Origin of the sequence: Brevibacterium renqingii, assembly GCF_017808095.1 — a bacterium.
GTDB lineage: Bacteria > Actinomycetota > Actinomycetes > Actinomycetales > Brevibacteriaceae > Brevibacterium > Brevibacterium renqingii.
In genome coordinates this window covers 112587-138159 of sequence record NZ_JADBHG010000006.1, presented here as the reverse complement: position 1 = coordinate 138159, position 25573 = coordinate 112587, and the positions used below count along the sequence as shown (strand labels likewise).

The window sequence follows — 25573 nt, the reverse complement described above, 5'->3', positions numbered from 1 at the left end:
AATCGAAGTGAGGTGTGAGATCGATGTCGACTCCAGCTGGTGTTCCCGCCCGTCCGGGCAAGATCATTGCCGTGCATGTGGCCTACGAATCGCGCGCGGCCCAGCGCGGGAAGCGTCCTGCACAGCCGTCCTACTTCCTCAAGGCCAGCAGCTCTGCGGCCGCGACGGGGGAGACGATCGAACGGCCCGCCGGGACCTCGCTGCTCGCCTTCGAGGGAGAGATCGCCGTCGTCATCGGCACTGCCGCCCGGAACATCACCGAGGCGCAGGCCTGGTCCCATGTGGCCGGTGTGACCGCGTCCAACGACTTCGGCCTCTATGACATGAAGACCCCGGACAAGGGGTCGAACGTGCGCTCGAAGAGCCGCGACGGTTACACCCCGCTCGGTCCCGAGCTCATCCCCGCCGCCGAGGCGGATCCCGAATCCCTGCGCATCCGCACCTGGGTCAACGGCGCAGTCGTCCAGGACGACGGAACGAGCGCCCAGCAGCTCATCTTCAGTCTGCCGCGGATCGTCGCCGATCTCAGCCAGCACCTCACCCTCGAACCCGGTGACGTGATCCTCACCGGCACGCCCGCCGGATCCTCGGTCGTCGTCCCCGGCGACACGGTCGAGGTCGAGGTCACGGCCACCTCGGCGCGGGAAGGCACCCAGCTGAGCTCCGGGCGGCTGAAGACGACCGTGGTCGAGGGACCCGGCGACTTCGACGCCGAGCTCGGCAGCCTTCCGAGCATCGACGAGGCGCTGAGCGCCGACGCCTGGGGATCGCGCGAAGCCGCCGGTCTGCCGCCCGCGGACGAGGAGGCCCCGGTCGGCCCCGCGCTGGACGCAGGGATCGTCGCCAAGCTCGAAGAAGCCCCGACCGCGGGCCTGTCCGCCCAGCTGCGCGCTCGCGGGCTGAACAATGTCGTCATCGAGGGCGTCGCACCGCTGAAGCCGGGAGCGAAGATCGTCGGCACCGCGAAGACGCTGCGCTTCGTGCCCAACCGTGAGGACCTGTTCAGATCTCACGGCGGCGGCTTCAACGCCCAGAAGCGGGCCTTCGACTCGATCAGGCCTGGGGAAGTCGTCGTCATCGAGGCCCGCGGCGAATCGGGTTCTGGCACACTCGGCGACATCCTCGCCCTGCGTGCGAAGTCACTGGGTGCCGCCGGCGTCATCACCGACGGAGGGGTCCGCGACTCCGCCGAGGTGGCCGGCATCCTGCCCGTGTTCGCCACCGCCAAGAACCCCGCGGTGCTCGGCAGACGGCACGTGCCCTGGGAAGCGGACGTGGCCGTGGCCTGCGGCAACGCCACCGTCCTGCCCGGAGACGTGATCGTCGCCGACGATGACGGTGCCATCGTCATCCCCCGCGATCTCGTCGAGGAGGTCGTCGATGCGGCCCTGGCGAAGGAGACCGAGGACGGCTGGGTGGCCGAGCAGGTCGCGGCCGGTCACCCCATCGAAGGACTCTTCCCGCCCAAGGGCGAATGGAAGGCGAAGTTCGAGGACTGGAAGGCCTCACGGTGAGCACCGAGACCTCCGCACCCGTCGCCGACAGTGCGACGCCGGCGGCCTCACTGAGCAAGGCCGAAACCGCCTACCGGTGGATCCGCGAACGCGTCGCCGACCAGACCTACGAGCCCGGGCACAAGCTCGTCCTCGCCCAGATCGCGCTCGAACTCGACACCTCGGTGGTGCCGGTGCGCGAGGCCATCCGCCGGCTCGAGGCCGACGGGCTCGTGACCTTCGAACGCAATGTCGGGGCGCGGGTGGCCATGGTCGACCAGGGCTCCTACGCCCAGTCGATGGAGACCGTTGCGATCCTCGAAGGGGCTGCCATGGCGCAGGCCCGCGACCACCTCGGCGCGGCCGACCTCGAGGAGGCGGAGGCGATCAACGATCGGATGCGGGAACTGCTGAGCGACTTCGACGCCGCTGCGTTCACCCGACTCAACCACGAGTTCCACGAGACGCTGTTCCGCAGATGCCCGAACGAGCGGCTGCGCACTCTCGTCGGGCTCGAATGGGACCGGCTCTCCCACCTGCGGGACTCGACGTTCTCCTTCGTGCCCGAACGAGCTCTGGAATCGGTCGACGAACACTCCCGCATCGTCGCGCTCATCCGGGCCCGTGCCTCGGCGCAGGAGATCGAGAGCGCCGTGCGCGAACACCGCTCGGCCACACTGCACAGCTACCAGAACGCCCAATCGACCACAGTTTCAGGAAAGGACAGGTCATGACATCGTCCACCACCCCGCCGGCCAGCGTGCCGGAGAAGATCCGCCACTACATCAACGGCGAATTCGTCGATTCGATCGACGGCGAGGAATTCGACGTCCTCAACCCGGTGACGAACGAGCCCTACATCAAGGCGGCCTCGGGCAGGAAGGCCGATATCGAGGCGGCAGTCGCCTCGGCGAAGGCGGCCTTCGACGAAGGCCCCTGGCCGACGATGCTGCCGCGTGAGCGTGCCCGCATCCTGAACCGGATCGCCGACATCGTCGAGTCCCGCAAGGACGAGCTCGCCGCGATGGAGTCCTTCGACTCCGGTCTGCCGATCACCCAGGCCAAGGGCCAGGCGGCCCGTGCTGCGGAGAACTTCCGCTTCTTCGCCGACCTCATCGTCGCCCAGGTCGACGACGCCTTCAAGGTGCCCGGCCGACAGGCGAACTACGTCAACCGCAAGCCGATCGGCGTGGCCGGGCTCATCACCCCCTGGAACACCCCGTTCATGCTCGAGTCGTGGAAGCTGGGCCCGGCGATCGCGACCGGCAACACCGTCGTGCTCAAGCCTGCCGAGTTCACTCCGCTCTCGGCGTCCCTGTGGCCCGGCATCTTCGAAGAAGCCGGTCTGCCCCAGGGCGTGTTCAACATGGTCAACGGCTTCGGCGAAGAGGGGTTCGCCGGCGACTCCCTGGTCAAGCACCCCGATGTTCCGCTCATCTCCTTCACCGGAGAGTCGAAGACGGGCCAGACGATCTTCGCCAACGCCGCACCGTGGCTCAAGGGCCTGTCGATGGAGCTCGGCGGCAAGTCACCGGCCGTGGTCTTCGCCGATGCAGACCTCGATGCCGCCGTCAATGCCACCATCTTCGGCGTCTTCTCGCTCAACGGGGAACGCTGCACCGCGGGTTCGCGCATCCTCGTCGAGGAGTCGATCTACGACGAGTTCGTCGAGCGCTACGCCGCCCAGGCCAAGCGTGTGAAGGTCGGTCTGCCCTCCGAGGAGTCCACCGAGGTGGCCGCGCTCGTCCATCCCGAGCACTATGAGAAGGTCATGTCCTACGTCGAGATCGGCAAGACCGAGGCCCGCCTCGTCGCCGGCGGCGGACGTCCCGAGGGCTTCGAGACCGGCAACTTCATCGAACCGACCGTCTTCGCCGACGTGAAGCCCGATGCCCGGATCTTCCAGGAGGAGATCTTCGGTCCCGTCGTCGCCATCACTCCCTTCTCCTCCGACGAGGAGGCCCTCGAGCTGGCGAACGACACGAAGTACGGCCTCGCCGCCTACATCTGGACCTCGGACCTCAAGCGGGCGCACAACTTCTCGCAGGCAGTCGAGTCGGGAATGGTGTGGCTGAACTCGAATAACGTCCGCGACCTGCGCACCCCCTTCGGCGGAGTCAAGGCCTCGGGCCTCGGCCACGAGGGCGGCTATCGCTCGATCGACTTCTACACGGAACAGCAGTCCGTGCACATCAACCTCGGCGAGGTCCACAACCCGGTCTTCGGCAAGCAGTGAGCGCATCCGCCGCCCCACATTCCTTCGAATCACTGACCCTTTAAGGAAAACCCATGTCCACTGCCATCCCAATCCCGTCCGTTCCCGCTCCGGATGTCCTGCGCTGCGCGTATATGGAACTCGTCGTCACCGATCTGAAGAAGTCGCGTGACTTCTACGTCGACGTGCTCGACCTCCAGGTGACCGAGGAGGACGAGAACGTCGTCTATCTGCGGTCGATGGAGGAGTTCATCCACCACAACCTCGTGCTGCGGCAGGGTCCGGTGGCCGCGGCCGCGGCGTTCTCCTACCGGGTCCGCACCCCGGAGGACGTCGACCGCGCCGAGGCGTACTACCGTGAGCTCGGCTGCGAGGTCCGGCGCAGCAAGGACGGGTTCGTGCGCGGCATCGGCGATTCGGTGCGCGTGCAGGACCCGCTGGGCTTCCCCTACGAATTCTTCTACGACGTCGAGCACGTCGAGCGTCTGGCCTGGCGCTACGACCTGTACTCGCCGGGAGCGCTCGTCCGCCTCGACCACTTCAACCAGGTCACTCCGGATGTGCCGAAGGCCGTGGACTACATGGAGAAGCTCGGCTTCCGCGTGACCGAGGACATCCAGGACTCCGAGGGCACCGTCTACGCGGCGTGGATGCGTCGCAAACCGACCGTCCACGACACGGCGATGACCGGAGGCGACGGGCCGCGCATGCACCATGTCGCCTTCGCGACCCACGAGAAGCACAACATCCTCGCCATCTGCGACAAGCTCGGTGCACTGCGGCTGTCGGACTCGATCGAACGCGGACCCGGACGCCACGGCGTCTCGAATGCCTTCTACCTCTACCTGCGCGACCCGGACGGTCACCGCATCGAGATCTACACCCAGGACTACTACACCGGCGACCCGGACAATCCGCGGGTGACCTGGGACGTTCATGACAATCAGCGCCGTGACTGGTGGGGCAATCCGGTCGTGCCCTCCTGGTACACGGACGCCTCGCTCGTCCTCGACCTCGACGGAGTCCCGATGCCGGTTGTCGAACGCACCGATGACTCCGAGATGGAGGTCACCATCGGCGCCGACGGGTTCTCCTACACCCGTCGCGAGGACGCGGACTCGAGATTCGGTGCGCACTCGGGCGCCGATGACGGTGAGGACGAGTTCAAGCTCGGTCACCAGCTGTGATCCGAGTCGTTGACTTCGAAGAGAGGACTGATGATGCTCGATGAGGCAACGATCGCGGCCATCGCCGACGATCTCGCTCAGGCGGAGAGGACCGGCGAGAAGATCGGTCTGCTCACCGCGAAGCACCCGGACATGACCGTCGAGGACTCCTATGCGGTGCAGAACGAATGGCGCCGGCGCGGTGAGGCGGCAGGACGCCGACTGTACGGGCACAAGATCGGCCTGACCTCGAAGCCGATGCAGCAGGCCACGGGCATCTCCGAACCCGACTACGGCGCGATCTTCGCCGATCAGGTCTATGACACCGGCTCCGTCATCGACCACTCCCAGTTCTCGGGAGTGCGCATCGAGGTCGAACTCGCCTTCGTCCTGCGCGAGGAGCTGCGCGGGCCCGATGTCAGCCTCTTCGACGTCCTCCGGGCCACCGAGTACGTGGTTCCCGCGCTCGAGGTCCTGTCCTCGCGCATCGAGATGGAAGGACGCACGATCGTCGACACCATCTCGGACAATGCGGCACTGGGCGGGATGGTCCTCGGCGGCCGTCCGGTCGCAGTCGATGCCGTGGACCTGCGCCGGGTGAATGCGCTGCTCTACCGCAATGAGGCGATCGAGGACTCAGGGGTCGCGGCCGCCGTGCTCGACCATCCGGCTCGGGGCATCGTGTGGCTGGCGAACAAACTCGCCGAACACGGCGATGTGCTCAAAGCGGGGGAGACGGTGCTGGCCGGGTCGTTCACCCGCCCCATGTGGGTATATCCCGGCGACACCGTCCATGCCGACTACGGAGAGTTGGGAGTCATCTCATGCCGCTTCGCCTAGAACTTCCGCAGACCTTCGCCGACCGGGTGGCGGCCCTCGACGAGGGCCGGCACCTGGCCGGGATGTGGGTGTGCTCGGGTTCGCCCGTGGCCGCCGAGATCGCTGCGGCCTCCGGGATGCAGTGGGTGCTCATCGACGCCGAGCATTCACCGATCGGGCTCGAAACGGTGACGTCACTGCTGCGGGCGATGAACGGGTATCCGGCCACGCCGGTGGTGCGGGTGCCGGTCAATGATCAGGTGCTGATCAAGCAGCACCTCGATCTCGGTGCTCAGAATCTGCTGGTGCCGATGGTCGATACGAAATCCGACGCCGAGGCGGCCGTGGCCGCCGTCCGTTATCCCCCCAGGGGCGTGCGCGGGGTCGGTTCGGCCCTGGCCCGGGCATCACGGTGGAATGCCGTGGACGGCTACCTGTCCCGGGCCGAGGAGTTCGTGTCCCTGACAGTGCAGATCGAATCGGCGACCGCCGTCGACAATGCCGCTGAGATCGCTTCTGTCGACGGGATCGATCAGGTCTTCGTCGGCCCCTCGGACCTGGCCGCGTCGATGGGTCTGCTCGGCCAGCAGACGCATCCGGACGTCACGGACGCCGTGGCCAGGACCTTCGAGGCGGTGCGAGCGGCGGGCAAGCCCGTCGGCGTCAACGCCTTCGATCCGGAGCAGGCTCGGAAGTACCTTGCCGCGGGGGCGTCGTTCGTCCTCGTCGGCGCCGATGTCGGCCTGATGATGAACGGTGCCCGCGCCTGGGCGAAGGAATGGGTGCAGGACTGAGCCCGCGGCCTCGTGTTCAGCGCTCCTCACGGCGTCGTCCCGTGATGAGGAGGACGGTCGTGCCGAGTCCGACGAGGACGATGCCCAAACCGATGAGCACGCCGTTGCCCGTGGTGCCGGTGCGCGGCAGCTCGGCAGGCGCAGCCGGGGCTGCGGGAGTCTCGGCGACCGGTTCGGCCGCTGGGGGCTGCATGCCCTCCGGCTGTTCCGGGGCTTCGGGCTCCTCGGGCGGCGTGCTCGGCTGTTCCGGCGGGTTCGGCGGCGTGCTCGGCTCCTCCGGTTTCTCCGGCGGAGCCGGAGGCGTGCTCGGCTTCTCCTCTGGAGGCCGGTGCACCGTCTCGGCCGGAACTCCCCAGTCGCTCGTCCATGCCTCATTGACATCGCTGCCGGCGATGGCCGTCACATAGGTCACCCAGCCGAGGGGCATGTCGATCGGTTCGGTGCTGATCTCGGCGCGACCGTCGGCGTCGGCGACGACGGTGTAGTCCTGTGCGGACAGCTCCTCACCCTGCGGTTCCGACGACTGCTCGGGTTCGGTCGTCGAATGGTAGGCGGTCACGGTGAGCACGGCTTCGGAACCAGGGCGCAGTCCGGTCACGGCCACCTCGTCGTGGGTGGATGTCCCTTCGAGCACGGCCTCGGTGTCGGCTTTCGGGGTCCAGGGAACGAACCCGGTCTCTCGGGGCTGGCCGTGGATGCCTCTCCATTCCTTCGTCGACTTGTCACCGGCGATGGTCTCGGTGAAGTAGAGCCAACCGCGGAAATCCTCGGGCACCGTGATCTCCCCGGATGTGTGGGTACCGTTGCCGACGTCCCTCGAAGTCACTGAGCCGATGGCGCGGGCATCATCGTTCTGCGTGCCGAGCTTCGGCTGGGTGGCCGTCTGCCACAGGGTGTGCTCGACGGTGACCGTGTGATCGCCGATGAGACCGGAGACGGTGAACTCGTCGGTCACAGCTGTGCCGGGAGCCGGTGTCTGGTCGGAGATCTCGGTGGTCACCTTCGGCTGGGAACTCAGTTCGAGAGCCGCCTCGTCCGTGACCTCGGCGGGACTGTCCGGGGTGATGACCCGCTGCACACGAGTGCCCTTCGTCGGTTCGAAGAGGCGCACGGCCTCCGGGGCGACCTTCGCGGATGCGGTGACCGACAGTGTGCCGGGAGCGCTCGCCTGCAGCGTCGTGGTGACGGGCTCGTCTCCGGTGGTCAGGGTCTTCGGGGAGTCCTGCGCACCATCGGTGGAGAGTGTGATGGGGATGTCGGGAACCTGTGCTCCGGAGGCACTGGTCAGCGAGATCGTCAGCGTCGCCTCATCGGTGGGGGTGCCGAGGATCTTGCCCTTGTCGGTATCAGACTTCTCGGAGTCAGGAGAAGAGGCGGACTCCGCGGCGGCGTAGGGTTCGAGCACGGGCATCTGCAGGACCGGTTCGAGGTTGATATCAAGCGTATACGGGCCTGCGTACTTCTTCGCCTTCGCCAGGATCGTCGAGTGCTGCTTCGCGGCACCAGCGAACTTCTCGCCCAGATCGGCCGGCTTCTGCGGCGGCACCTGATGGTCGTGGGGGAGTGCTCTGTCGAGACGCGCCATGGCACTGAGCGCCGCCTGCACGTCCTTCGAGTCAGAATCCGCATATTCGTGCAGCGCCCAGGCCGTGCGGGGCGAGGTGATCCGTTCCGCCTCGGCACCTGGGAAGTGCTTCGACAGCGGAGACTTCTTCCCCGCATCGATGCAGTAGGCCCAGGTGTCGGGGAAGGTCCGATAGGAGCCGTACCATGTCTTGCCTGCCTTCGCGTGGTGCCAGATGCCCGGACCATAGGCGTTCGGTGCCGAGAGCACCGGCACCTCTCCGAGACCGACAGGCGGGCCCGCAGCCAGGGCCGGACCCAGCCCGAGCAGCGAGGCGATTGTGAGGACGGTGAGGAGCAGTGCGGTGCGCAGCGATGCGAGTCTGAAAGCAGTCATGCGTCGATTCGACACGGAGCGCATTGCCGAGGGCCAGGGGCATCGCAGTGCCTGTGGAAAGCGGTTCGGGGGTCCACAGGAAACCGCGTGCGAGTCGGCGAGGTCGAGTTCGGCGCCGGGAAGGCGAGTGGGTGGGAGATCCGGAGGCGTCCGGCAGTCTGCGTACTTCGAGATCCCCTCGAGACGGCCACTGGTCACTTCGTCGTCCACAGCCGAATACGCCCGAGTCGGACGCCCGGCGGGCTTCCGAAGACGGTGTCAGTCGGCTGAAGTGTTGCTGGACGGATACATCAACGGGCCCCTGCCGGCGGTGTTCGACCCTAAACTTGGAGGAGCGGTACTTTCCCCAACTGAAGAAGGACGATCTATGTCGGCACAGAACGGTCCCGGCTCGCAGGGGCCGAACCAGCCCGGGCCGTGGCGCCCCCAGCCGCCTCGAGTGCAGGATCCGCAGGGAATGCCGCCGCAGGGGCAGGTGCCGCCGCAGCAGCAGAACAATGACCGCTTCCGGCCACGCCCTCAGCCCCAGGGCGCGCCACCCGTCCAGGGCCCACCGCCGATGCAGGGCCAGCCGGTGATGCAGGGCCAGCCGGTGACGCAGGGCCAGCCGGTGATGCCCGGGCAGGTTCCCATGCAGGCCCGTGTCTACGCGCAGCCGCGATTCGCTCCGACCGTCACCCAGGAGATGCGCATCCGAGCCGGGATGCAGGCGCCTGCGCAGGTGGTGACCGAGACCCCGTGGACGGGGGCGGTGCGACAGTCCCAGCCGCAGACCGAGCCCGATTCGACCGGAAACATCGTCCGGCTCGTCATCGCCATCGTCGTCCTCGTCGGCCTCGTCGCAGGCCTGCTCATCCTCGCCCTCATCGGAGGAATCGCCTTCGGTGTGCGCCTGTTCGCGCTCATCGGACTCTCGGCGATCCCGCTCATCGGCATCATCGCCTACGTGCTGTGGCTCGATCGCTGGAAGCCGCAGCCGAAGCTCCTCTTGGGCATCTGCCTCCTCTGGGGCGCCGTCGCCGCCGTCATCCTCACACTCGTCTTCTCCTTCGTCAGCGACGTCGCGCTCTACATGGTCGGCATCAACGGGGTTCCCAATGTCATCGGGGCGATCTTCCAGGCCCCGGTCGTCGAGGAGTCGACGAAGACCGTCCTCCTCGTCGTCATCGTCCTCGCAGCTCGGCGCTTCTTCGAGGGGCCTCTCGACGGCCTCGTCTACGGTTCTCTCATCGGTGCGGGGTTCGCCTTCACGGAGAACATCCTCTACCTCGGCGGGGCCTGGAACGAGCAGCAGGTCGACGGGCTGATCGAGATCTTCATCCTGCGCTGCCTCTGCGCTCCGCTGCTGCACACGACGTTCTCGACCTGTGCCGGTGTGACCATCGGCTTCGCCGCACGCAAATGGCCCTGGTGGTCGCTGATCCTCATGTGGCTGCCCGGCCTCCTCGTGGGCATGGGTCTGCACAGCTTCTGGAACGGCTCGATGACTCTGCTCGGAGCCTTCCCCGAGATCGTCAATCGGATCGGCCTCATAGCCTTCAGCCTCATCTTCTCCGCCGCCTGGGTGGCCCTCGGCCTCGTCCTGCGCCGCAGCGAGCGGATGCACACGCAGAACATGCTCGGCGACTATGCGAACTCCGGATGGCTCACCCACGCCGAGGTCGACATGCTCGGCACTTGGAAAGGACGGAAGAACGGCCGCAGATGGGCCCATTCCTTTCCCGGTGGCAAGGAGGAGATGCGCACCATGATCCGCCTCTCGGGCAGGCTGTCGACCACCCGCATGCGCGTGCTCGCCGGCATCGGCGGCGAGCAGGAGCGCAAGATCGAGAGGACAGAGCTCAAGCAGTTCTCCGACGCCCGCGATCGGCTGCTGGCCGCATCCAGACGCCCGGCTCGGTAATCCTGCCCGTGACCGTCGTCGACATCCTCCTCATCGCCCTGGGCATCGGCGCGCTGTTCGCCGGCTTCCGTCAGGGGCTCATCACCGGCCTGGGCACGGCCGCGGGCTTCGTCGTCGGGTGGATCCTCGGGCGCCTGCTCTCGCCGCTGGTCGAATCGCTGAGCGAGGGCACGACCGCGATGGAGAATCCCGGTGTGCTCATGCTCCTGGCTTCGATGCCGCTGGTCCTCAGCGTCCTCTTCGCCTTCGCCGGAAGCGGCATCGGAGCGTGGATCAAACGCTCGATGGACTCCGATCTGGGGCAGGGTCTCGACGCCGTCGGCGGCACCATCACCGCCGGCATCGTATATGTCCTCGTCGTCTGGCTCGCCGCCGGTTTCGTCCGCACCACTCCGCTGGTCGAACCGAATCGATGGGTCGCCGACTCAGCGGTCATCGCGGCCATCGACCGGACCATCCCCTATTCCTCGCAGACGGCCCTCGGCGGTCTGGCGAAGGGGCTGAGCGCCACCGGATTCCCTCAGGTGTTCTCCGGACAACCCGAACAGATCCGCGGAGTCGGCGAACCGGACGAGGCCATGGTCGACGTTGGTCGCGGTGCCGAGGACTCGGTCGTCAAGATCACGACCACGGCCACCACCTGCCCCGCCGGTTCGGAAGGCTCCGGCTTCGTCTTCCGCGACGGGCTCGTCGCCACGAACGCCCACGTGGTGGCAGGATCGTCCGAACTCGCCGTCCAGGTCGCAGGCAGAGGACGGCCGTACTCCGCAGAGGTGGTCGGGTTCGACGCCGAGGCGGACGTGGCCGTGCTCCGTGTCCCCGAGCTCGAGGCCCCTGCCCTCGACTTCGGCGACGGGCTCGGCCCCGGTGACGACTCCGTGGTCGTCGGCTTCCCGGCCAACGGGCCCTACACGATCTCACCGGCGCGCGTGAGAGAGAAGATCAACGCCCGCGGGCTCGACATCTACGATTCGAACCCGGTCGTCCGTGAGGTCTATTCGGTGCGCGGCATCGTCCGCGAAGGCAATTCGGGCGGACCGCTCCTCGACGCCGAGGGCGATGTCGTCGGCATGATCTTCGCGCGGTCGGCCACCGATGGTGAGACCGGTTATGCGCTGACTCGGGCCGAGATCGCCGATGAGCTCGAGGCCGGGGCGAACAGCCGCACTCCGCAGCCGACGGGGCAGTGCACGAACTGAGCCGGTCCGTGAACCGGGCCGGCCTACTCGAGGTCGAGTCCGACGAGCACGGCTCGGTGGTCGCTCGACCCTCGGTCGAGCACCTCGTCCGAGGCGGCGTCGAATCCACGGTAGAGGACGTGGTCGAGCCGGGTCACGGGGAATTGGGCCGGCCAGGTGAAGCCGAAGCCGCCTCGGGCCTGCTCGCGCGAGTCCTCGAGCGGGGGAACCAGAGTCGAGAGGTTGTTGTCGGTCGAGGCCGTATTGAAGTCACCCGCGACGATGACATGGTCGGCATCGTCGGTCTCCACCGCAGTCGCCAGGCGCCGCAGCGCGGCGTTGCGCATCGATTCGTGGCCCGGGCGCACGGACGGCATATGCACCGAGTAGAAGCGGATGTCGCCGTGGTCGGTCGAGATCGTCGTCGCGAACGCGCGCGGCCACTGCAGGCCGAGGTCGATCTCCTCGGGGTCGGACATCGGCCATTTCGACCACACTCCGATGGTGTCGACGACCTGGGAGTGCGTGAATGCGGAGTCGAGCTCCTTGTGGATGATCTTGCCGGACAGGGACTCGAGTTCCTGGATCGTGACGATGTCGGGATCGTGGTCGACGAGGTTCTGCGCCGCGGCCGTCGGCTGCGGCATCCTCGCCCCCACATTGTGGGTGGCCACGGTCAGGTCCGCCTCGCCGGAGTTCTCGTTCGGCAGCAGCGCGGGCCCGAACATGCCCGCCCACACGAGAGCGGGGACGAGGAACCCGATGGCCGACAGCCACGAGAAGCGGATGAGGAACATGAGCAGCACGAGCGCGAGGAAGACACCCGTCCACGGCAGAACCGATTCGACGATGAGCGCGATGCCCATCCTCGTCGGGAGCGGACTGTGGAGGAGCAGGAACGCCGCATAGAGGATCCCGAAGATCAATGCGGTGATGCCCTTCGCGGGGCTGTGCCGTCTGCGCGCTGGTGAATATGCCTGGTTCATCGATCAATGATCATAACCGGGAAGTCTGGTTCCACGCTGGGTGGGCAGTGCGATGCGGCCCACAGTCTGGGTGCGCGGGGGCGAGAGGGCCTCATCCGCGCGCGGTGGCGCTCCACACGGTGACGTCCGGGTGCGTGTCGTAGCGATAGCCCGAACCCCTCATCGTCCGCACGACCGAGGCATATTCGCCGAGGCGGCGGCGCAGGCGGCGGATGTGCACGTCCACGGTGCGTTCGTCGGGCACCTCACCGCCGGACCAGACGGCGCTGATGAGCTCCTCGCGGGGCAGGGTCTCGTCGGCGCGGGAGACGAGGGTGGCGAGCAGGTCGAATTCCTTCGTGGTGACATCCACGAGCTCACCGTCGATGCGGACCTCCCGGCGGGGGATGTCGATGCGCAGACGTTCGCCGGCGGCACGAGTGTAGACATCGCCGGCCCGGCCGCCGAAACCGCGCGGCGCGGGCGCCGCCGGGGCAGCGTCCTCGCGCAGGGTCGGCGGGTGGATGCGGTTGGGAATCCGGGAGCGCACGGGCCCGTGTGTGGCGGCCGGGGCGCCGGTCGCGGCGGGCGAACCGGTGGCCACGGCACGGACGGCATCGATGTCGCTGCCCCGGCCTTCCGGAGCCAGGGCGATGACGGCCTGGGTCTCGGCCTGGCTGGCCAGCTCCTTCGCATAGGCCTGCAGCTCACCGGCGATGGCGGAGAGATTCGTGCCGTCGGCGGCGGCTTTCGACTCGTCGAGTCCGATGTAGACGATGATGCCGCGAGCGGCCTTCGGCGAGGGGACGACGCCGGCAGGGCCGTAGGTGTGCGGGGCGTTCTGCGGGTCGACTGCGCTCAACCTGGCTCCTGCGCGACGGGTGGCCACTGCGCTGCGTGGATGGATGTAGGCGGGTTCGGGATTCGTCATGGCTGTCCTTTGCTCCGACCGTCAGGTCGATATGACTGAATGAGTCCGCTGCTTCTGGGTGCGTGTACTCGTTCGAGGCCGGACAGCGGGAGGGTGATCACCGACCGCGAACGCAGGGCATACACATGGCTGCCGCAGGCATTCGCATCGGGTCGATCATTGAAGTCATGGCTTCATTATTTGTCACACAGCAGATCGCCTGCAATGGAACGGGCGAAAATGAGACGATTGTGACGAAATATGACGAAGTGCTCAGTCGACGATCCCGTACATCCGGTCCCCGGCATCGCCGAGCCCGGGCACGATGTAGCCCTTCTCGTTGAGCTTCTCGTCCAGGGCCGCAGTGTAGATCTTGACCTCGGCGGAGTCGCTGTAGTCGCGTTCGATGCGCTGCACGCCTTCAGGCGCGGAGACGAGGCAGACGGCGGTGACGTCGCGGGCCCCGCGGGCGAGCAGGAAGTCGATGGCCATGGCCAGGGTGCCGCCCGTGGCGAGCATCGGGTCGACGACGAAGATCTGGCGGCCCGTGAGGTCGTCGGGCAGCCGATCGGCGTAGGCGGTGGGTTCGAACGTGGTCTCATCGCGGACCATGCCGAGGAAGCCCACCTCGGCGGTGGGGAGGATGCGCAGCATCCCGTCGAGCATGCCCAGCCCGGCGCGCAGGATCGGGACCACGATGGGGCGCGGTTCGGCGATCCGGGTGCCGGTGAAGCGTGAGACCGGGGTCGAGATCTCCTTGTCCTCGACGGCGACCGAGCGAGTGGCCTCGTAGGCCAGCAGCATGACGAGCTCTTCGGTGAGCTGGCGGAAGCGGGCGGAGTCCGTGTTCTGATCGCGCAGGGCGCTGAGTTTGTGGGCGATGAGCGGGTGATCGGCTGCGTGAAGATGCATACCCAAATGGTACGGGAGAACTCCTCGCCGCCGGCAGTGGTCAATGCGGGCGGGAGAGTTCACAATGGAGGCATGTCGTACTTCACTGAGATCCTGGCCGACTCCGGCGACGGCTTCCGAGCAATCGACGGCGACGTCGGCGACGCGAACGACCTCGACGACCTGGTCGATATGATGCGCAACTCCGGGGGCGACGCAGGCGAAGCGGTCGCCGTCATCGAGCACGAGGACGAGTGGTTCGGCCTCGTGCGCCTGTGCGAGAACAACGAGGTCAAGGTCTTCCTCTCCGACCTCGCCGCGGTCGAGGCGAGTCCGTTCGCGGAGATGTTCGCCGACCTCCTCGACTCCCGCCCAGACGCCTATGAGGCCGAGCCCGAAGAGGACTTCGGCATCGAGGAGGACGAGGCCGAGGACGACGATGAGGACGACGACGAGGTCGAGATGCTCGAATTCGACCCCGATGCCGAATGGGGCGGGGACGCCGACATCTTCGCCGATCGGGGAGTGCCCGCGTCCGCACTCATCGAGCAGGTCGAGCAGCACCGATCCGACCCGGCCCGCGTCGTCGCCCACGTCGGTGAGACCGTGGGCTTCGCCGACCAGCTCGAGGCGGCGCGCTGACCGCGGATCCGACGTACGCGGAATGGATGGGCCTGGCCCTCGCCGAGGCGGCTCTCGCGCCCGCTCATGACGATGTTCCCGTCGGGGCCGTGATCGTCGACGGGGCCGGCGCGGTGATCGGGCGCGGGCACAACCGCCGGGAGGTCGATGCCGATCCGCTCGGCCACGCGGAGCTCATGGCGATCTCCGCCGCTGCGGAGGCGCTCGGACGCTGGCGCCTCGACGACTGCACCCTCGTCGTCACCTTGGAGCCCTGCGCGATGTGCGCCGGCGCGCTCGTCGGCTCCCGCATCGCCCGTGTCGTCTTCGGGGCCTTCGACGACAAGGCAGGCGCCGTGGGGTCGATCTGGGACCTGCTCCGCGATCGCGCCGCACTCCACCACCCCGAGGTCACCTCCGGGGTGAGAGCGGGGGAGGGGCGGGAGCTGCTGCGGGAGTTCTTCGCCTCCCGACGGTGAGTTTCGCGGTCCCCGGCAGAGGCGTGGCTCAGCTCACATCCTGACGATTTGGCGGTCGAAACAGCACCGCTGTACAGTTGTCGGCGGTGGCGTGTCCGAGCGGCCGAAGGTGCGACACTCGAAATGTCGTGTAGGGCAACCCCCTACCGTGGGTTCAAATCCCACCGCCACCGCCATGTGAAACCCCTGCCAGTCTCAGCGCTGAGCAGGGGTTTTACTGTGTCGAGAAGCTGTTCGCGGGCAATCATGCTCAAACGGGGGCGGAGTGTGATGTTTGACACACCCCCTCCGTGCGAGCAGACTATGCCGATGGAATAGAAACAGGTTTCCAAGATGCGAAAACACGGTTCCTCGCGGAGCCGGTCTATTCCGGTGCGCAGGTTCAAGGCGCAGGGCCTGTGACAATGCGGTCGCAGGCTGACCGAATCGAACAGATCAAGGGGTCCCATCTCAATGGCTGACAACGACCAGACCACAGCGGTGAAGACCGCGTCCGAGAGACCCGGTCTCTTGGACAGATTCTTCGAAATCACCAGTCGCGGCTCATCGATCAAGCAGGAGATCCGCGGAGGCATCGTCGCCTTCATCGCGATGGCCTACATCGTCGTGCTCAACCCGCTCATCCTCGGCGGATCCGAGGACGTGGCGGGCAGCGCGCTCGACTTCGCCCAGCTGACCGCGGTCACCGGGCTCGTCGCCGGCGTCATCACGATCCTCTTCGGAGTCGTCGCGCGTCTGCCCTTCGCCCTGGCGGCGGGCCTGGGCATGAACTCCTTCCTCGCCGTCTCCGTCGTCGGAGAGGTCACCTGGCCGGAGGCGATGGGTCTGACGGTGATCAACGGCGTCATCATCGTCGTCCTCGGGGCCACGGGCATCCGCACAGCGATCTTCAACGCCGTTCCCCACGCGCTCAAGGTCGCGATCACCGTGGGCATCGGCCTGTTCATCGCCTTCATCGGCTTCGTCAACTCCGGTTTCGTCACCCGCACCCCGGAGGGTCCTCCTGTCCAGCTGGGGCAGGACGGATCGATCGCCTCTCTGCCGACGCTGGTCTTCGTGCTCGCGCTCATCCTCATCGGAACGCTCGTGGCCCGGCAGGTCCCCGGAGGAATCCTCATCGGCATGGCAGTGGCCACGGTCATCGCGATGATCATCCAGGCATTCGCCAAGCTCGGGACCGTCGGTGACCCGGTCGATCCCGACCCGCTGGGCTGGAACCTCAGTGCGCCCGAACTGCCCGGCCAGATCGTGGCGATCCCCGACTTCGGACTGCTCGGCGCCTTCGACCTCTTCGGCTCGTTCGAGCGGATCGGCGTGCTGGCCGCGACGATGCTCGTCTTCACCCTCGTATTCACGAACTTCTTCGATGCGATGGGAACGATGACGGGTCTGGCGCGCGGGGCGGGACTCCAGACCAGTGACGGAATGTTCCCCCGCATCCGCGGTGCATTCGTCGTCGAGGGACTGGGGGCAGTCGCCGGCGGTGCCGCCTCGGCGTCGTCGAACACCGTCTTCGTCGATGCTGCGGCAGGGATCGCAGAGGGGGCCAGGACCGGTCTCGCTGCGCTCGTGACCGGTGCGCTCTTCCTCGTGTCGATGTTCTTCGCCCCGCTCATCGGAGTGATCCCGATGGAGGCCGGAGCCGCCGCCCTCGTCGTCGTCGGCGCGATGATGGTCACCCAGGTCAAGGAGATCGACATGAGCGACTTCCGCACCTCGCTGCCGGTCTTCCTCACGATGGTCACGATGCCGCTGACCTACTCGATCGCCAATGGCATCGGCGTCGGATTCATCTCCTGGTCCCTCATCCACGTGATGAGCAGACGCGGTCGCGATGTCCACTGGCTGCTGTGGGTGGTCTCGCTCGGATTCATCCTGTACTTCGTTCGCGGACCGATATCGGCTATCTTGGGAGGATGATCACATTGACTGAGCATCACGCCTGGGGCAGGGGGCAGATCGCCCACGGAAGATGACGGCCGTCCGCGGCCGTCGACACGATGCACACGTCGTCGTCTCGACAGCACTTGGGAGTTCTTCGCTGCTGTTCGCATGGATAACCAGAAGTTTCGAAGAACCAGCAAATGCTCCAACCATGCACTGTGCGCCTCAGGGAAGAGGCGCAGGAGGTAATTGGGATGTCTGCAGTGACGACAGACACATCCGGATGCCGGATCACTGTCAATGGGGTCACCCGGGATCTGACCGGGCCGACTCATACGAACGCCTTGGACTTCCTTCGCGGTCAGGGACTGACCGCAGCGAAGGAAGGCTGCGCTGAAGGCGAATGCGGGGCCTGTGCGATTCTCATCGCCCGCCCCGATTCCGACGGAACGACCCGTTGGACCTCGATCAATTCATGTCTCCTCCCTGCCGCTGCCCTCGATGGCCAAGAGGTCATCACCGCCGAAGGGCTGGCAGACGGCGAGACGATCCACCCCGTCCAGGAGGAGATGGCCGTCCGCGGAGGCTCGCAGTGCGGATACTGCACTCCCGGCTTCATCTGCTCGATGGCCGCCGAATACTACCGGCCCGAACGTGCCGAGGTGCGCGATGAGCAGACCGACCACCACTGCGGGGCCAACGGCTTCGACCTCCATTCGCTGTCGGGCAATCTCTGCCGCTGCACCGGCTACCGTCCCATCCGCGACGCCGCCTTCGCCCTCGGGCAGCCCGAGGAGGGCGACGCTCTCGCCGCGCGACGCAGCCGGCCCGCTCCCGAGGCGGTGGCCACGGACCTGCACCGGGCCGACACCGCCGGCGGTGAGCTCGGACGCTACCGTCGCCCCGCCACGCTGACCGAGGCGGTGGAGATCCTCGCCGCCGACCCCGAAGCCGCCGTCGTCGCCGGATCCACCGACTGGGGTGTGGAGGTCAACATCAAGGGAGCGCGTGCGAAATCCGTGCTCGCCATCGACCGCCTGCCCGAACTGCGCGGCGTCCGTCGCACCGCGGAATTCATCGAACTCGGCGCGGCCCACACGCTGTCCGAGCTCGAACGAGAGCTCGCCGGCGACATCCCGCTGCTGGGCAAGCTGTTCCCGCAGTTCGCGTCCCGCCTCATCCGCAATGCGGCGACGATCGGGGGCAACCTCGGCACCGGCTCACCCATCGGCGACGCCCCGCCGGCGCTGCTGGCGCTCGAAGCGGAGCTCGTGCTCACCTCGGCCCGGGGACAGCGCCGCGTCGCCCTGAGCGAGTACTTCACCGGCTACCGGCAGACCGTGCGCGAGCCCGATGAGCTCATCACCGCCATCCGCATCCCGCTGCCGCTGGCGCCGCTGACGTCCTTCCAGAAGATCGCCAAACGCCGTTTCGACGACATCTCCTCGGTCGCGATCGGCTACGCCGTCGACGTCACCGACGGGATCATCACGAGAGCCCGTATCGGCCTCGGCGGAGTCGCGGCGACCCCGCTGCGGGCGCGGTCGACCGAAGCCCGGCTCGAAGGCCTGCCCTGGACGCTCGAGACCGTGCACGCAGCGGCCGAGACCCTCGCCGCCGAAGGCACACCGATGGACGACCACCGGGCGAGCGCGAAGTACAGAACCGCGATGCTGAAGTCCTCGCTCGAACGCTTCTACGCCGAGCAGCTCGGCCGCACGGCCGCGACCAGCAAGGAGGTCAAGTCATGAGCCGGCTCTCCCAGCGCCCCGTCGACCCGATCGTCGGTGAGCGCCACCCCCACGAAAGCGCCTTCGGCCACGTCACCGGATCCGCGCTCTACACCGACGACCTCGTCGGGCGCCTGACCGGAGTCCTCCACGCCTACCCCGTCCAGTCGACGGTGGCCCATGCACGCCTGCACTCGCTCGACGCCGATGGCGCGTACCGGGTGCCCGGAGTCGTCCGGGTCATCACCGCCGCTGACATCCCCGGAGTCAACGACCAAGGCGTCAAACACGACGAGCCGATGCTGCCGGAAGACGAGATCATGTTCTTCGGCCAGCCGCTGGCCTGGGTGCTCGCCGAGACCCTCGAAGCGGCGAAGGAAGGTGCGGCCGCAGTCGTCGCCGAGACCGAGGAGCTCGCATCCCTCGTGACCGTGCGCGAGGCGATCGCGGCCGACAGCTATCACGGCGAGGCGCTGACGATCGACAAGGGCGAGGTCGACTCCGCGCTCGCCGATGCCGCGCACGTCTTCGAGGGTGAGTTCGAATTCGCCGGACAGGAGCACTTCTATCTCGAGACACAGGCCTGCCTGGCCCATGTCGACGAGAACGAGCAGATCTTCGTCCAGTCCTCGACCCAGCACCCGACCGAGACGCAGGACATCATCTCGCACGTGCTCGGCGTCCCCGCCCACGAGGTGACGGTGCAGTGCCTGCGCATGGGCGGCGGATTCGGCGGCAAGGAGATGCAGCCCCACGGCTATGCCGCGCTCGCGGCACTCGGGGCCACACTGACGGGCCGGCCGGTGCGGCTGCGACTGGACCGGACGCTGGACATCACGATGACCGGCAAACGCCACGGCTTCCACTCCTCCTGGAAGGTCGGGTTCACGGAGGAGGGCAAGATCCTCGCGCTCGACGCGAGCCTGACCGCCGACGGCGGATGGAGCCTCGACCTGTCCGAGCCCGTGCTCACCCGGGCCATGTGCCATATCGACAACGCCTACTGGGTGCCGAATATCCGGGTGAACGGCCGCATCGCCAAATGCAACAAGACCTCGCAGACGGCCTTCCGCGGATTCGGCGGGCCGCAGGGCATGCTCGTCATGGAGGACATCATCGGACGGGTCGCACCGAAGCTCGGCCTGAGTGCGCGCGAGCTGCGTCGCCGCAACTTCTATGCCGAGGGCCAGGACACTCCCTACTATCAGCCGGTGCGCCACCCCGAGCGGATCGGAGCCTGCTGGGACCAGCTCATCTCCGAATCCGATCTGGAGGCCAGGGAACTCGAGATCGAGGCCTTCAACGCAGGCAGCGAATACCTCAAGCGCGGTCTGGCGATCACCCCGGTGAAGTTCGGGATCTCGTTCAACCTCACCGCCTTCAACCAGGGCGGAGCCCTCGTGCTCGTATACAAGGACGGTTCCGTCCTCGTCACCCACGGCGGCACCGAGATGGGGCAGGGCCTGCACCAGAAGATGCTGCAGGTCGCGGCCACCACCCTCGGTGTGCCCCTGTCGACCGTCCGCCTGGCGCCCACCCGCACGGACAAGGTGCCGAACACCTCGGCGACGGCGGCCAGCTCCGGCTCCGACCTCAACGGCGGAGCGGTGAAGGACGCCTGCGATCAGATCCTCGACCGCCTCAAGCAGGTCGCAGCGGGACTGCTAGGCGCACCCGCCCACGAGGTGGTCATCTCCCGCGGCATCGTCTCGGCACTGTCCTCGTCGAAGACCGTGACCTGGGAGGAGCTGATCAATACCGCCTACTTCCAGCGCATCCAACTCTCGGCCTCGGGCTTCTACCGGACCGAGGGACTGCACTGGAACCTGTCGCAGATGCGCGGCGAGCCGTTCAAGTACTTCGCCTACGGCGCTGCCGTCTCCGAGGTCGAGGTCAACCGCTTCGACGGCTCCTACACTCTGCGCCGGGTCGACATCGTCCACGACGTCGGAGACTCCCTGTCCCCGCTCATCGACCTCGGCCAGATCGAGGGCGGCTTCGTCCAGGGCGCCGGTTGGCTGACCCTCGAGGACCTGCGCTGGGACGACTCCGACCGGCCCAGCCGAGGGCGCCTGGCCACGCAGGGGGCGAGCACCTATAAGATCCCGAGCTTCTCCGAGGCTCCGGAGGTCTTCAACGTCTCGCTGCTCGACAAGGCCCACGAGGAGGGTGCCGTCTACGGTTCGAAGGCCGTCGGCGAACCCCCGCTCATGCTCGCCTTCTCCGTCCGCGAGGCCCTCCGCGAGGCCGTGGCCGCCTTCGGCGCGTCCGACGCCTCCGTGCAGCTGGCCTCCCCGGCCACCCCCGAGGCGGTGTTCTGGGCGATCGAGGACGTGCGCTCCGCAACGGGCGGGGCTCCGATCCGGGCGGCTGCGGAAGGACAACGAGTTCCGTCATGACCTGGATGGACACCGCAGCCGAGCTCCGCAGGGCTCGGGTGCCTGCCGTCCTCGTCACGCTCGCCTCGGTGCGCGGCCATGCCCCGCGCGAGGCCGGAGCGAAGATGATCGCCACCGCCGACGGTCTGTTCGGGACCATCGGCGGTGGCAATCTCGAGATGACGGCGGTCACCCGTGCCCGCGAACTGCTCGCCGAGGACCAGCGGGTCCCGGAGATGCTCACCCTGCGGCTCAACGACAAGGCCCCGGCCGAGTACGGTCGGCAGTGCTGCGGCGGGGAGGTCACTGTGCTGTTCGAACCGCTGCCCGTCCCCGCCTCGGCGGCGATCTTCGGCATCGGCAACATCGGGCTCGAACTGACTCGGATCCTCGCCCGGCACGAGATCGACCTCGTCGTGTCCGACTCCCGGCCCGAACAGCTCGAAGCCCTCGACGGACTCGAGGCGCCGGTCGCGCGCATCCGCCGCGAGTTCGCCGTCGTGGGGGAGGAAGTGCTCGCCGGGCTTCCGCCCGGCACGCACGTGCTCATCATGACCCACGACCATGCCGAAGACCTGCACCTGTGCATCGCGGCCCTGAGCCGCGGCGACCTCGGCTCGGTCGGTCTCATCGGCTCGAGCGCCAAATGGCAGCGCTTCCGCAAGAACCTCGTGGCCGAAGGCTTCGCGCCCGAAGCCGTCGACACCATCCGGTGCCCCATCGGCCTGCCCGAACTGCCGGGCAAACAGCCCGCGTTGATCGCCGTCAGCGCCGCCGCGGACCTGCTCGCCCGCATGGCCTGAGCGCCATCCCCGTCTCACCCATCCGAACCAAGGAGAACCACCGTGGTCATCTACCGTGCGCGTGTCTTCGACACCCCGGACAGCCCGTTCACCGGAGGGCACCTGCGCTCCGCATCCGATATCGCCCTCGTCGTCGACGACGGACTCATCACCGCCCGCACCGACTGGTCCACCGCCCGAGCCGCCCATCCGGAGGCCGAGGTCGTCGACCTGCGCGAGGGCGTGCTCATCCCGGGGCTCGTCGACACCCATGTCCACCTCCCGCAGGTCCGTGCCATCGGACACCTGGGCAGGCCTCTGCTCGACTGGCTCGACCACTGCGCTCTGCCCGAGGAGGCGAAGCTCGCAGACGATGCCTACGCCGAGGCGGTGGCCGGAGAGTTCCTCACAGGGCTGCAGGCGGCGGGGACCACCTCGGCGATGGTCTTCGGCTCGCACTTCGCATCCGCCATGGACATCTTCTTCTCCGCCGCCGCCGAGGCGGGCCTGCGGATCACCTCGGGACTGGTCACCAGTGACCGGAACCTGCCCGAGCCGCTGCTGACCGATGTCGACCGCTCGGTGGCCGAAGGCCAAGCGCTCATCGACCGGTGGCACGGCGCCGGCCGGCTCCGGTACGCGGTGACTCCGCGCTTCTCATTCTCCGCCGGCCCCGAACTGCTCGCCTCCGGCGGAGCCCTGGCGGAGGCCAACCCGGACATCTGGGTCACCTCCCACCTGAACGAGAACCGCGACGAGATCGCCGGCGTCGCCGAGATCCACCCGAAGGCGCTCGACTACCTCGACACCTACGACCGGGCGGGGCTGCTCGGCCGGCGCACGGTGCTGGCCCACAACGTCCACCCGCAGGATCGGGAGCTGGCGCGCATGGCTGAGGTCGGTGCGGTCGCGGCACACTGCCCGACCTCGAACTCGGCGCTGGCCAGCGGCTTCTTCCCGCTGCGGCGCCACCTCGACGCCGGAGTGCGTGTCGCGCTGGGCTCCGATGTCGGGGCGGGCACGGGATTCAACCTGCTCAAGGAGGGCGTGCAGTCCTACTTCATGCAGCAGCTCGACCCGACCGGGGGAGTGGCGCTGGGATCCGCGCACTTGCTGCATCTGGCCACGGCCGCCGGCGCCGAGGCGCTTCAACTCGACGAGGTCGGCGACCTGTCGGAGGGCAAACGCTTCGACGCCGTGCTCATCCGGCCGGCCGCAGGCGAGCCGCTCGACGTCGGCATCCGGCATGCCGGCGATGACGCCGACGCGCTGGCCACGATCTTCGCCATGGGCACCCCGGCCGATATCGCCGAAGTCTGGGTCGACGGTGAGCCCGTGAAGGCCGCCTGACCCCACCCCGCTGCCGACTGACGGCGGTCCCGCCACCTCGGACGAGGCGGCAGGGCCGCCGTCAGCTGTGTTCGGGGCCGGCCACCGGTGAGGGTTGACTCGGCGCAGGGAGGCTGTCTATGCTTATTTCACGCAATGGAAATACACTTCCGCAATACGGAAACAGCGTGAATCTCAAAGGAGAGCTCCATGACCGCGACATTCGACTTCACCACTGCCGACAGCTACGTCCTCAACTGCTCCACACTGCTCACCGAGCTGCCTGTCATGGAGCGGGCACAGGCCGCGAAGGACGCCGGATTCGACCGCGTCGAGTTCTGGTGGCCCTTCGACGGCAACCCGACGCCGAGCCCCGCCGAGGTCGATGAGTTCATCGACTCCCTCGAATCGGCCGGAGTCGAGCTCGCCGGACTGAACTTCTGGGCCGGGAACATGGCAGGCGGCGACCGCGGAATGGTCTCGGTCCCCGGCGCCGAGGCGGACTTCGCCGCGAACGTCGACATCGTCGTCGAGATCGGCCGCCGCACCGGATGCAAGGCCTTCAACGCCCTCTACGGGCTGCGCATCGAGGGGCAGGACGCCGCCGACCAGGACGCCACCGCCGTGGCCAACCTCGCACTGGCCGCCCGCGCCGTGGCCGAGATCGGCGGCACCGTCCTCGTCGAGCCCGTCTCCGGGGCCGAGGCCTACCCGCTCAAGCGCTTCGCCGACGCCGCCGAGGTCGTCGCCCGGGTCCGTGCGGACGGGGCCGAGAACGTGGCCGTGCTCGCCGACTTCTTCCACATGTCGGTCAACGGCGACGACGTCGCCGCGGTCATCGAGGCAGAGGCCGCGAACTTCGGACACATCCAGATCGCCGATGCCGAGGGCCGGGGCGCACCCGGCACCGGACAGCTGCCGCTTCAGGAGTGGATCGACCGCGCCTTCGAGCTCGGCTACGACGGACCCATCGCCCTGGAGTACAAGCAGGAGCAGGCCACCGCATTCGACTGGCTCAGCCGCGCCGCGCAGACGGCCTGAACCACCCGCAACCCCGACACGAAGGAACTTCCAATGAGCAAGACAATCGCATTCATCGGACTCGGAATCATGGGCCTGCCGATGGCCAAGAACCTGGTCTCCGCCGGCTTCACCGTCCGCGGCTACAACCGCACCCCGGCGAAGGCCCAGGCACTCGCCGAGGCGGGCGGAAAGGCCGCCGGCACCATCGCCGAGGCCGTCGACGGAGCCGAGGTCATCATCACCATGGTCCCGGACTCGCCCGACGTCGAGGACGTGCTGCTCGGCGAGGACGGGATCCTCGCAGCCGCCTCGTCGGGCGCGACCTGGATCGACTTCTCGACCATCCGCCCCGATGTGGCCAAGAGCCTGGCCGAGCAGGCCGCGGCGAAGGGGCTCAAACCGCTCGACGCCCCCGTCTCCGGCGGTGAGCCGGGAGCCATCGACGGTGTGCTCTCGATCATGGTCGGCGGCGACAGGGGCGACTTCGACGCCATGGCAGACGTGTTCGCCGCCGTGGGCAAGACGATCGTGCTCGTCGGCCCCTCGGGTGCGGGACAGACCGTCAAGGCCGCCAACCAGCTCATCGTCGCCGGAAACATCGGACTGCTGGCCGAGGCCGTGGTCTTCCTCGAAGCCTACGGAGTCGAGACCACCTCGGCGCTCGAGGTGCTCGGCGGCGGGCTCGCCGGCTCCAAGGTGCTCGAGCAGAAGGGCCAGAAGATGCTCGACCGGTCCTTCGACCCGGGATTCCGTCTGCAGCTGCACCACAAGGATATGGGCATCGTCACCGCCGCCGCCCGCGAGGCCGGGGTCGCGATCCCGCTCGGCTCGACCGTCGCCCAGCTCGTGGCCTCGACGGTGCAGCAGGGCAATGGGGGACTGGACCACTCCGGGCTCTTCACCGTCGTCGAACAGCTCTCCGGCAAGGACCAGGGCTGAGCCACCGCCTCGACGAGGCACACGATCCGGGCGGGGCCGTCGGCCCAACGACACTGCCGGCCCCGCCCCACCACCAGCAGCGCCGGCGACAGAGTCGTCGCCGGCTCATGAACG

General features: G+C 67.7%; 21 protein-coding genes and 1 tRNA gene. 18 read left to right on the top strand and 4 right to left on the bottom strand.

The genetic code is table 11. The features are described 5' to 3' along the window. Positions 1-23: 23 nt before the first annotated feature. Genes IIE29_RS12495 through IIE29_RS12470 form a run of 6 tightly spaced genes read left to right on the top strand, consistent with a single transcriptional unit; the run spans position 24 to position 6487 of the window. On the top strand, positions 24-1514 hold the full coding sequence (locus tag IIE29_RS12495; RefSeq protein WP_209325612.1) for a fumarylacetoacetate hydrolase family protein: 1491 nt from the start codon (positions 24-26) through the stop codon (positions 1512-1514). After that, a complete protein-coding gene (locus IIE29_RS12490) occupies positions 1511-2227 on the top strand; it encodes a GntR family transcriptional regulator (protein WP_343071895.1) in 717 nt (238 codons plus the stop codon). Before IIE29_RS12495 ends, IIE29_RS12490 begins: the two co-directional genes overlap by 4 nt. Beyond that, positions 2224-3729: a 5-carboxymethyl-2-hydroxymuconate semialdehyde dehydrogenase gene (gene hpaE / locus IIE29_RS12485; protein ID WP_209325608.1), complete on the top strand. Its 1506-nt coding sequence runs from the start codon at positions 2224-2226 to the stop codon at positions 3727-3729. The genes IIE29_RS12490 and hpaE overlap by 4 nt, the downstream gene beginning before the upstream one ends. 53 nt (positions 3730-3782) lie before the next feature. Next, a complete protein-coding gene (gene hpaD, locus IIE29_RS12480; protein ID WP_209325607.1) occupies positions 3783-4895 on the top strand; it encodes a 3,4-dihydroxyphenylacetate 2,3-dioxygenase in 1113 nt (370 codons plus the stop codon). Positions 4896-4928: 33 nt separating this feature from the next. Further along, positions 4929-5714, top strand: a complete 786-nt coding sequence (locus tag IIE29_RS12475; RefSeq protein WP_209325606.1) for a fumarylacetoacetate hydrolase family protein — start codon at positions 4929-4931, stop codon at positions 5712-5714. Beyond that, entirely contained in the window at positions 5699-6487 is a 789-nt protein-coding gene (locus IIE29_RS12470; RefSeq protein ID WP_209325605.1) for an HpcH/HpaI aldolase family protein, read from the top strand. The genes IIE29_RS12475 and IIE29_RS12470 overlap by 16 nt, the downstream gene beginning before the upstream one ends. A gap of 16 nt (positions 6488-6503) precedes the next feature. Here the strand turns inward: IIE29_RS12470 and IIE29_RS12465 are convergent, their stop codons facing one another. Then, complete coding sequence (locus IIE29_RS12465; protein WP_209325604.1) at positions 6504-8447, bottom strand: LPXTG cell wall anchor domain-containing protein; 1944 nt, start codon at positions 8445-8447, stop codon at positions 6504-6506. Between the two features lie 367 nt (positions 8448-8814). Between IIE29_RS12465 and IIE29_RS12460 the strand changes: the two genes are divergently transcribed. Beyond that, on the top strand, positions 8815-10350 hold the full coding sequence (locus IIE29_RS12460) for a PrsW family intramembrane metalloprotease (RefSeq protein WP_246475932.1): 1536 nt from the start codon (positions 8815-8817) through the stop codon (positions 10348-10350). An 8-nt stretch (positions 10351-10358) separates the two neighbouring features. Beyond that, the gene (locus IIE29_RS12455) at positions 10359-11549 is read left to right on the top strand and encodes a MarP family serine protease (RefSeq protein ID WP_209325603.1); all 1191 of its coding nucleotides are present in this window, start codon (positions 10359-10361) and stop codon (positions 11547-11549) included. A gap of 23 nt (positions 11550-11572) precedes the next feature. Here the strand turns inward: IIE29_RS12455 and IIE29_RS12450 are convergent, their stop codons facing one another. The 3 genes from IIE29_RS12450 to upp form a co-directional block, all read right to left on the bottom strand. After that, positions 11573-12514 carry an endonuclease/exonuclease/phosphatase family protein gene (locus tag IIE29_RS12450; RefSeq protein ID WP_209325602.1) on the bottom strand — a complete coding sequence of 314 codons (942 nt, stop codon included), beginning with the start codon at positions 12512-12514 and terminating at the stop codon, positions 11573-11575. Positions 12515-12605: 91 nt separating this feature from the next. After that, a complete protein-coding gene (locus IIE29_RS12445) occupies positions 12606-13424 on the bottom strand; it encodes a winged helix-turn-helix transcriptional regulator (RefSeq protein WP_209325601.1) in 819 nt (272 codons plus the stop codon). A 252-nt stretch (positions 13425-13676) separates the two neighbouring features. Beyond that, on the bottom strand, positions 13677-14315 hold the full coding sequence (gene upp / locus IIE29_RS12440) for a uracil phosphoribosyltransferase (protein ID WP_209325600.1): 639 nt from the start codon (positions 14313-14315) through the stop codon (positions 13677-13679). Between the two features lie 72 nt (positions 14316-14387). Between upp and IIE29_RS12435 the strand changes: the two genes are divergently transcribed. From IIE29_RS12435 to IIE29_RS12390, 10 genes are all read left to right on the top strand, one after another. Next, on the top strand, positions 14388-14936 hold the full coding sequence (locus IIE29_RS12435; protein WP_209325599.1) for a tRNA adenosine deaminase-associated protein: 549 nt from the start codon (positions 14388-14390) through the stop codon (positions 14934-14936). 26 nt (positions 14937-14962) lie between these two features. Beyond that, on the top strand, positions 14963-15394 hold the full coding sequence (locus tag IIE29_RS12430; RefSeq protein WP_209325598.1) for a nucleoside deaminase: 432 nt from the start codon (positions 14963-14965) through the stop codon (positions 15392-15394). A gap of 85 nt (positions 15395-15479) precedes the next feature. Next, positions 15480-15570 (top strand) — tRNA-Ser (locus tag IIE29_RS12425). Positions 15571-15847: 277 nt separating this feature from the next. Further along, positions 15848-17314: an NCS2 family permease gene (locus IIE29_RS12420; RefSeq protein ID WP_209325597.1), complete on the top strand. Its 1467-nt coding sequence runs from the start codon at positions 15848-15850 to the stop codon at positions 17312-17314. 218 nt (positions 17315-17532) lie between these two features. Continuing rightward, on the top strand, positions 17533-19029 hold the full coding sequence (locus IIE29_RS12415) for a xanthine dehydrogenase small subunit (protein WP_209325596.1): 1497 nt from the start codon (positions 17533-17535) through the stop codon (positions 19027-19029). Then, a complete protein-coding gene (gene xdhB / locus IIE29_RS12410) occupies positions 19026-21407 on the top strand; it encodes a xanthine dehydrogenase molybdopterin binding subunit (RefSeq protein ID WP_209325595.1) in 2382 nt (793 codons plus the stop codon). The genes IIE29_RS12415 and xdhB overlap by 4 nt, the downstream gene beginning before the upstream one ends. Then, entirely contained in the window at positions 21404-22189 is a 786-nt protein-coding gene (xdhC, locus tag IIE29_RS12405) for a xanthine dehydrogenase accessory protein XdhC (RefSeq protein ID WP_209325594.1), read from the top strand. The genes xdhB and xdhC overlap by 4 nt, the downstream gene beginning before the upstream one ends. A 42-nt stretch (positions 22190-22231) precedes the next feature. Further along, complete coding sequence (guaD, locus tag IIE29_RS12400) at positions 22232-23518, top strand: guanine deaminase (protein WP_209325593.1); 1287 nt, start codon at positions 22232-22234, stop codon at positions 23516-23518. 189 nt (positions 23519-23707) lie between these two features. Continuing rightward, positions 23708-24538: a hydroxypyruvate isomerase family protein gene (locus IIE29_RS12395; RefSeq protein WP_209325592.1), complete on the top strand. Its 831-nt coding sequence runs from the start codon at positions 23708-23710 to the stop codon at positions 24536-24538. Between the two features lie 33 nt (positions 24539-24571). After that, positions 24572-25459, top strand: coding sequence for a 2-hydroxy-3-oxopropionate reductase (locus IIE29_RS12390; protein WP_209325591.1), 888 nt, complete (start codon positions 24572-24574; stop codon positions 25457-25459). The last annotated feature ends 114 nt before the right edge of the window (positions 25460-25573 follow it).

What these genes read in the sequence shown, in the direction of transcription:
- IIE29_RS12415 (WP_209325596.1), top strand. Translation starts at nt 17,533, where the DNA reads ATGTCTGCAGTGACGACAGACACATCCGGATGCCGGATCACTGTCAAT.
- IIE29_RS12445 (WP_209325601.1), bottom strand. Translation starts at nt 13,424, where the DNA reads ATGACGAATCCCGAACCCGCCTACATCCATCCACGCAGCGCAGTGGCC.
- IIE29_RS12475 (WP_209325606.1), top strand. Translation starts at nt 4,929, where the DNA reads ATGCTCGATGAGGCAACGATCGCGGCCATCGCCGACGATCTCGCTCAG.
- IIE29_RS12465 (WP_209325604.1), bottom strand. Translation starts at nt 8,447, where the DNA reads ATGACTGCTTTCAGACTCGCATCGCTGCGCACCGCACTGCTCCTCACC.
- IIE29_RS12470 (WP_209325605.1), top strand. Translation starts at nt 5,699, where the DNA reads ATGCCGCTTCGCCTAGAACTTCCGCAGACCTTCGCCGACCGGGTGGCG.
- hpaE (WP_209325608.1), top strand. Translation starts at nt 2,224, where the DNA reads ATGACATCGTCCACCACCCCGCCGGCCAGCGTGCCGGAGAAGATCCGC.
- IIE29_RS12430 (WP_209325598.1), top strand. Translation starts at nt 14,963, where the DNA reads ATGGGCCTGGCCCTCGCCGAGGCGGCTCTCGCGCCCGCTCATGACGAT.
- IIE29_RS12450 (WP_209325602.1), bottom strand. Translation starts at nt 12,514, where the DNA reads ATGAACCAGGCATATTCACCAGCGCGCAGACGGCACAGCCCCGCGAAG.
- xdhB (WP_209325595.1), top strand. Translation starts at nt 19,026, where the DNA reads ATGAGCCGGCTCTCCCAGCGCCCCGTCGACCCGATCGTCGGTGAGCGC.
- IIE29_RS12460 (WP_246475932.1), top strand. Translation starts at nt 8,815, where the DNA reads ATGTCGGCACAGAACGGTCCCGGCTCGCAGGGGCCGAACCAGCCCGGG.
- IIE29_RS12390 (WP_209325591.1), top strand. Translation starts at nt 24,572, where the DNA reads ATGAGCAAGACAATCGCATTCATCGGACTCGGAATCATGGGCCTGCCG.
- upp (WP_209325600.1), bottom strand. Translation starts at nt 14,315, where the DNA reads ATGCATCTTCACGCAGCCGATCACCCGCTCATCGCCCACAAACTCAGC.
- xdhC (WP_209325594.1), top strand. Translation starts at nt 21,404, where the DNA reads ATGACCTGGATGGACACCGCAGCCGAGCTCCGCAGGGCTCGGGTGCCT.
- hpaD (WP_209325607.1), top strand. Translation starts at nt 3,783, where the DNA reads ATGTCCACTGCCATCCCAATCCCGTCCGTTCCCGCTCCGGATGTCCTG.
- IIE29_RS12395 (WP_209325592.1), top strand. Translation starts at nt 23,708, where the DNA reads ATGACCGCGACATTCGACTTCACCACTGCCGACAGCTACGTCCTCAAC.
- IIE29_RS12420 (WP_209325597.1), top strand. Translation starts at nt 15,848, where the DNA reads ATGGCTGACAACGACCAGACCACAGCGGTGAAGACCGCGTCCGAGAGA.
- IIE29_RS12495 (WP_209325612.1), top strand. Translation starts at nt 24, where the DNA reads ATGTCGACTCCAGCTGGTGTTCCCGCCCGTCCGGGCAAGATCATTGCC.
- IIE29_RS12435 (WP_209325599.1), top strand. Translation starts at nt 14,388, where the DNA reads ATGTCGTACTTCACTGAGATCCTGGCCGACTCCGGCGACGGCTTCCGA.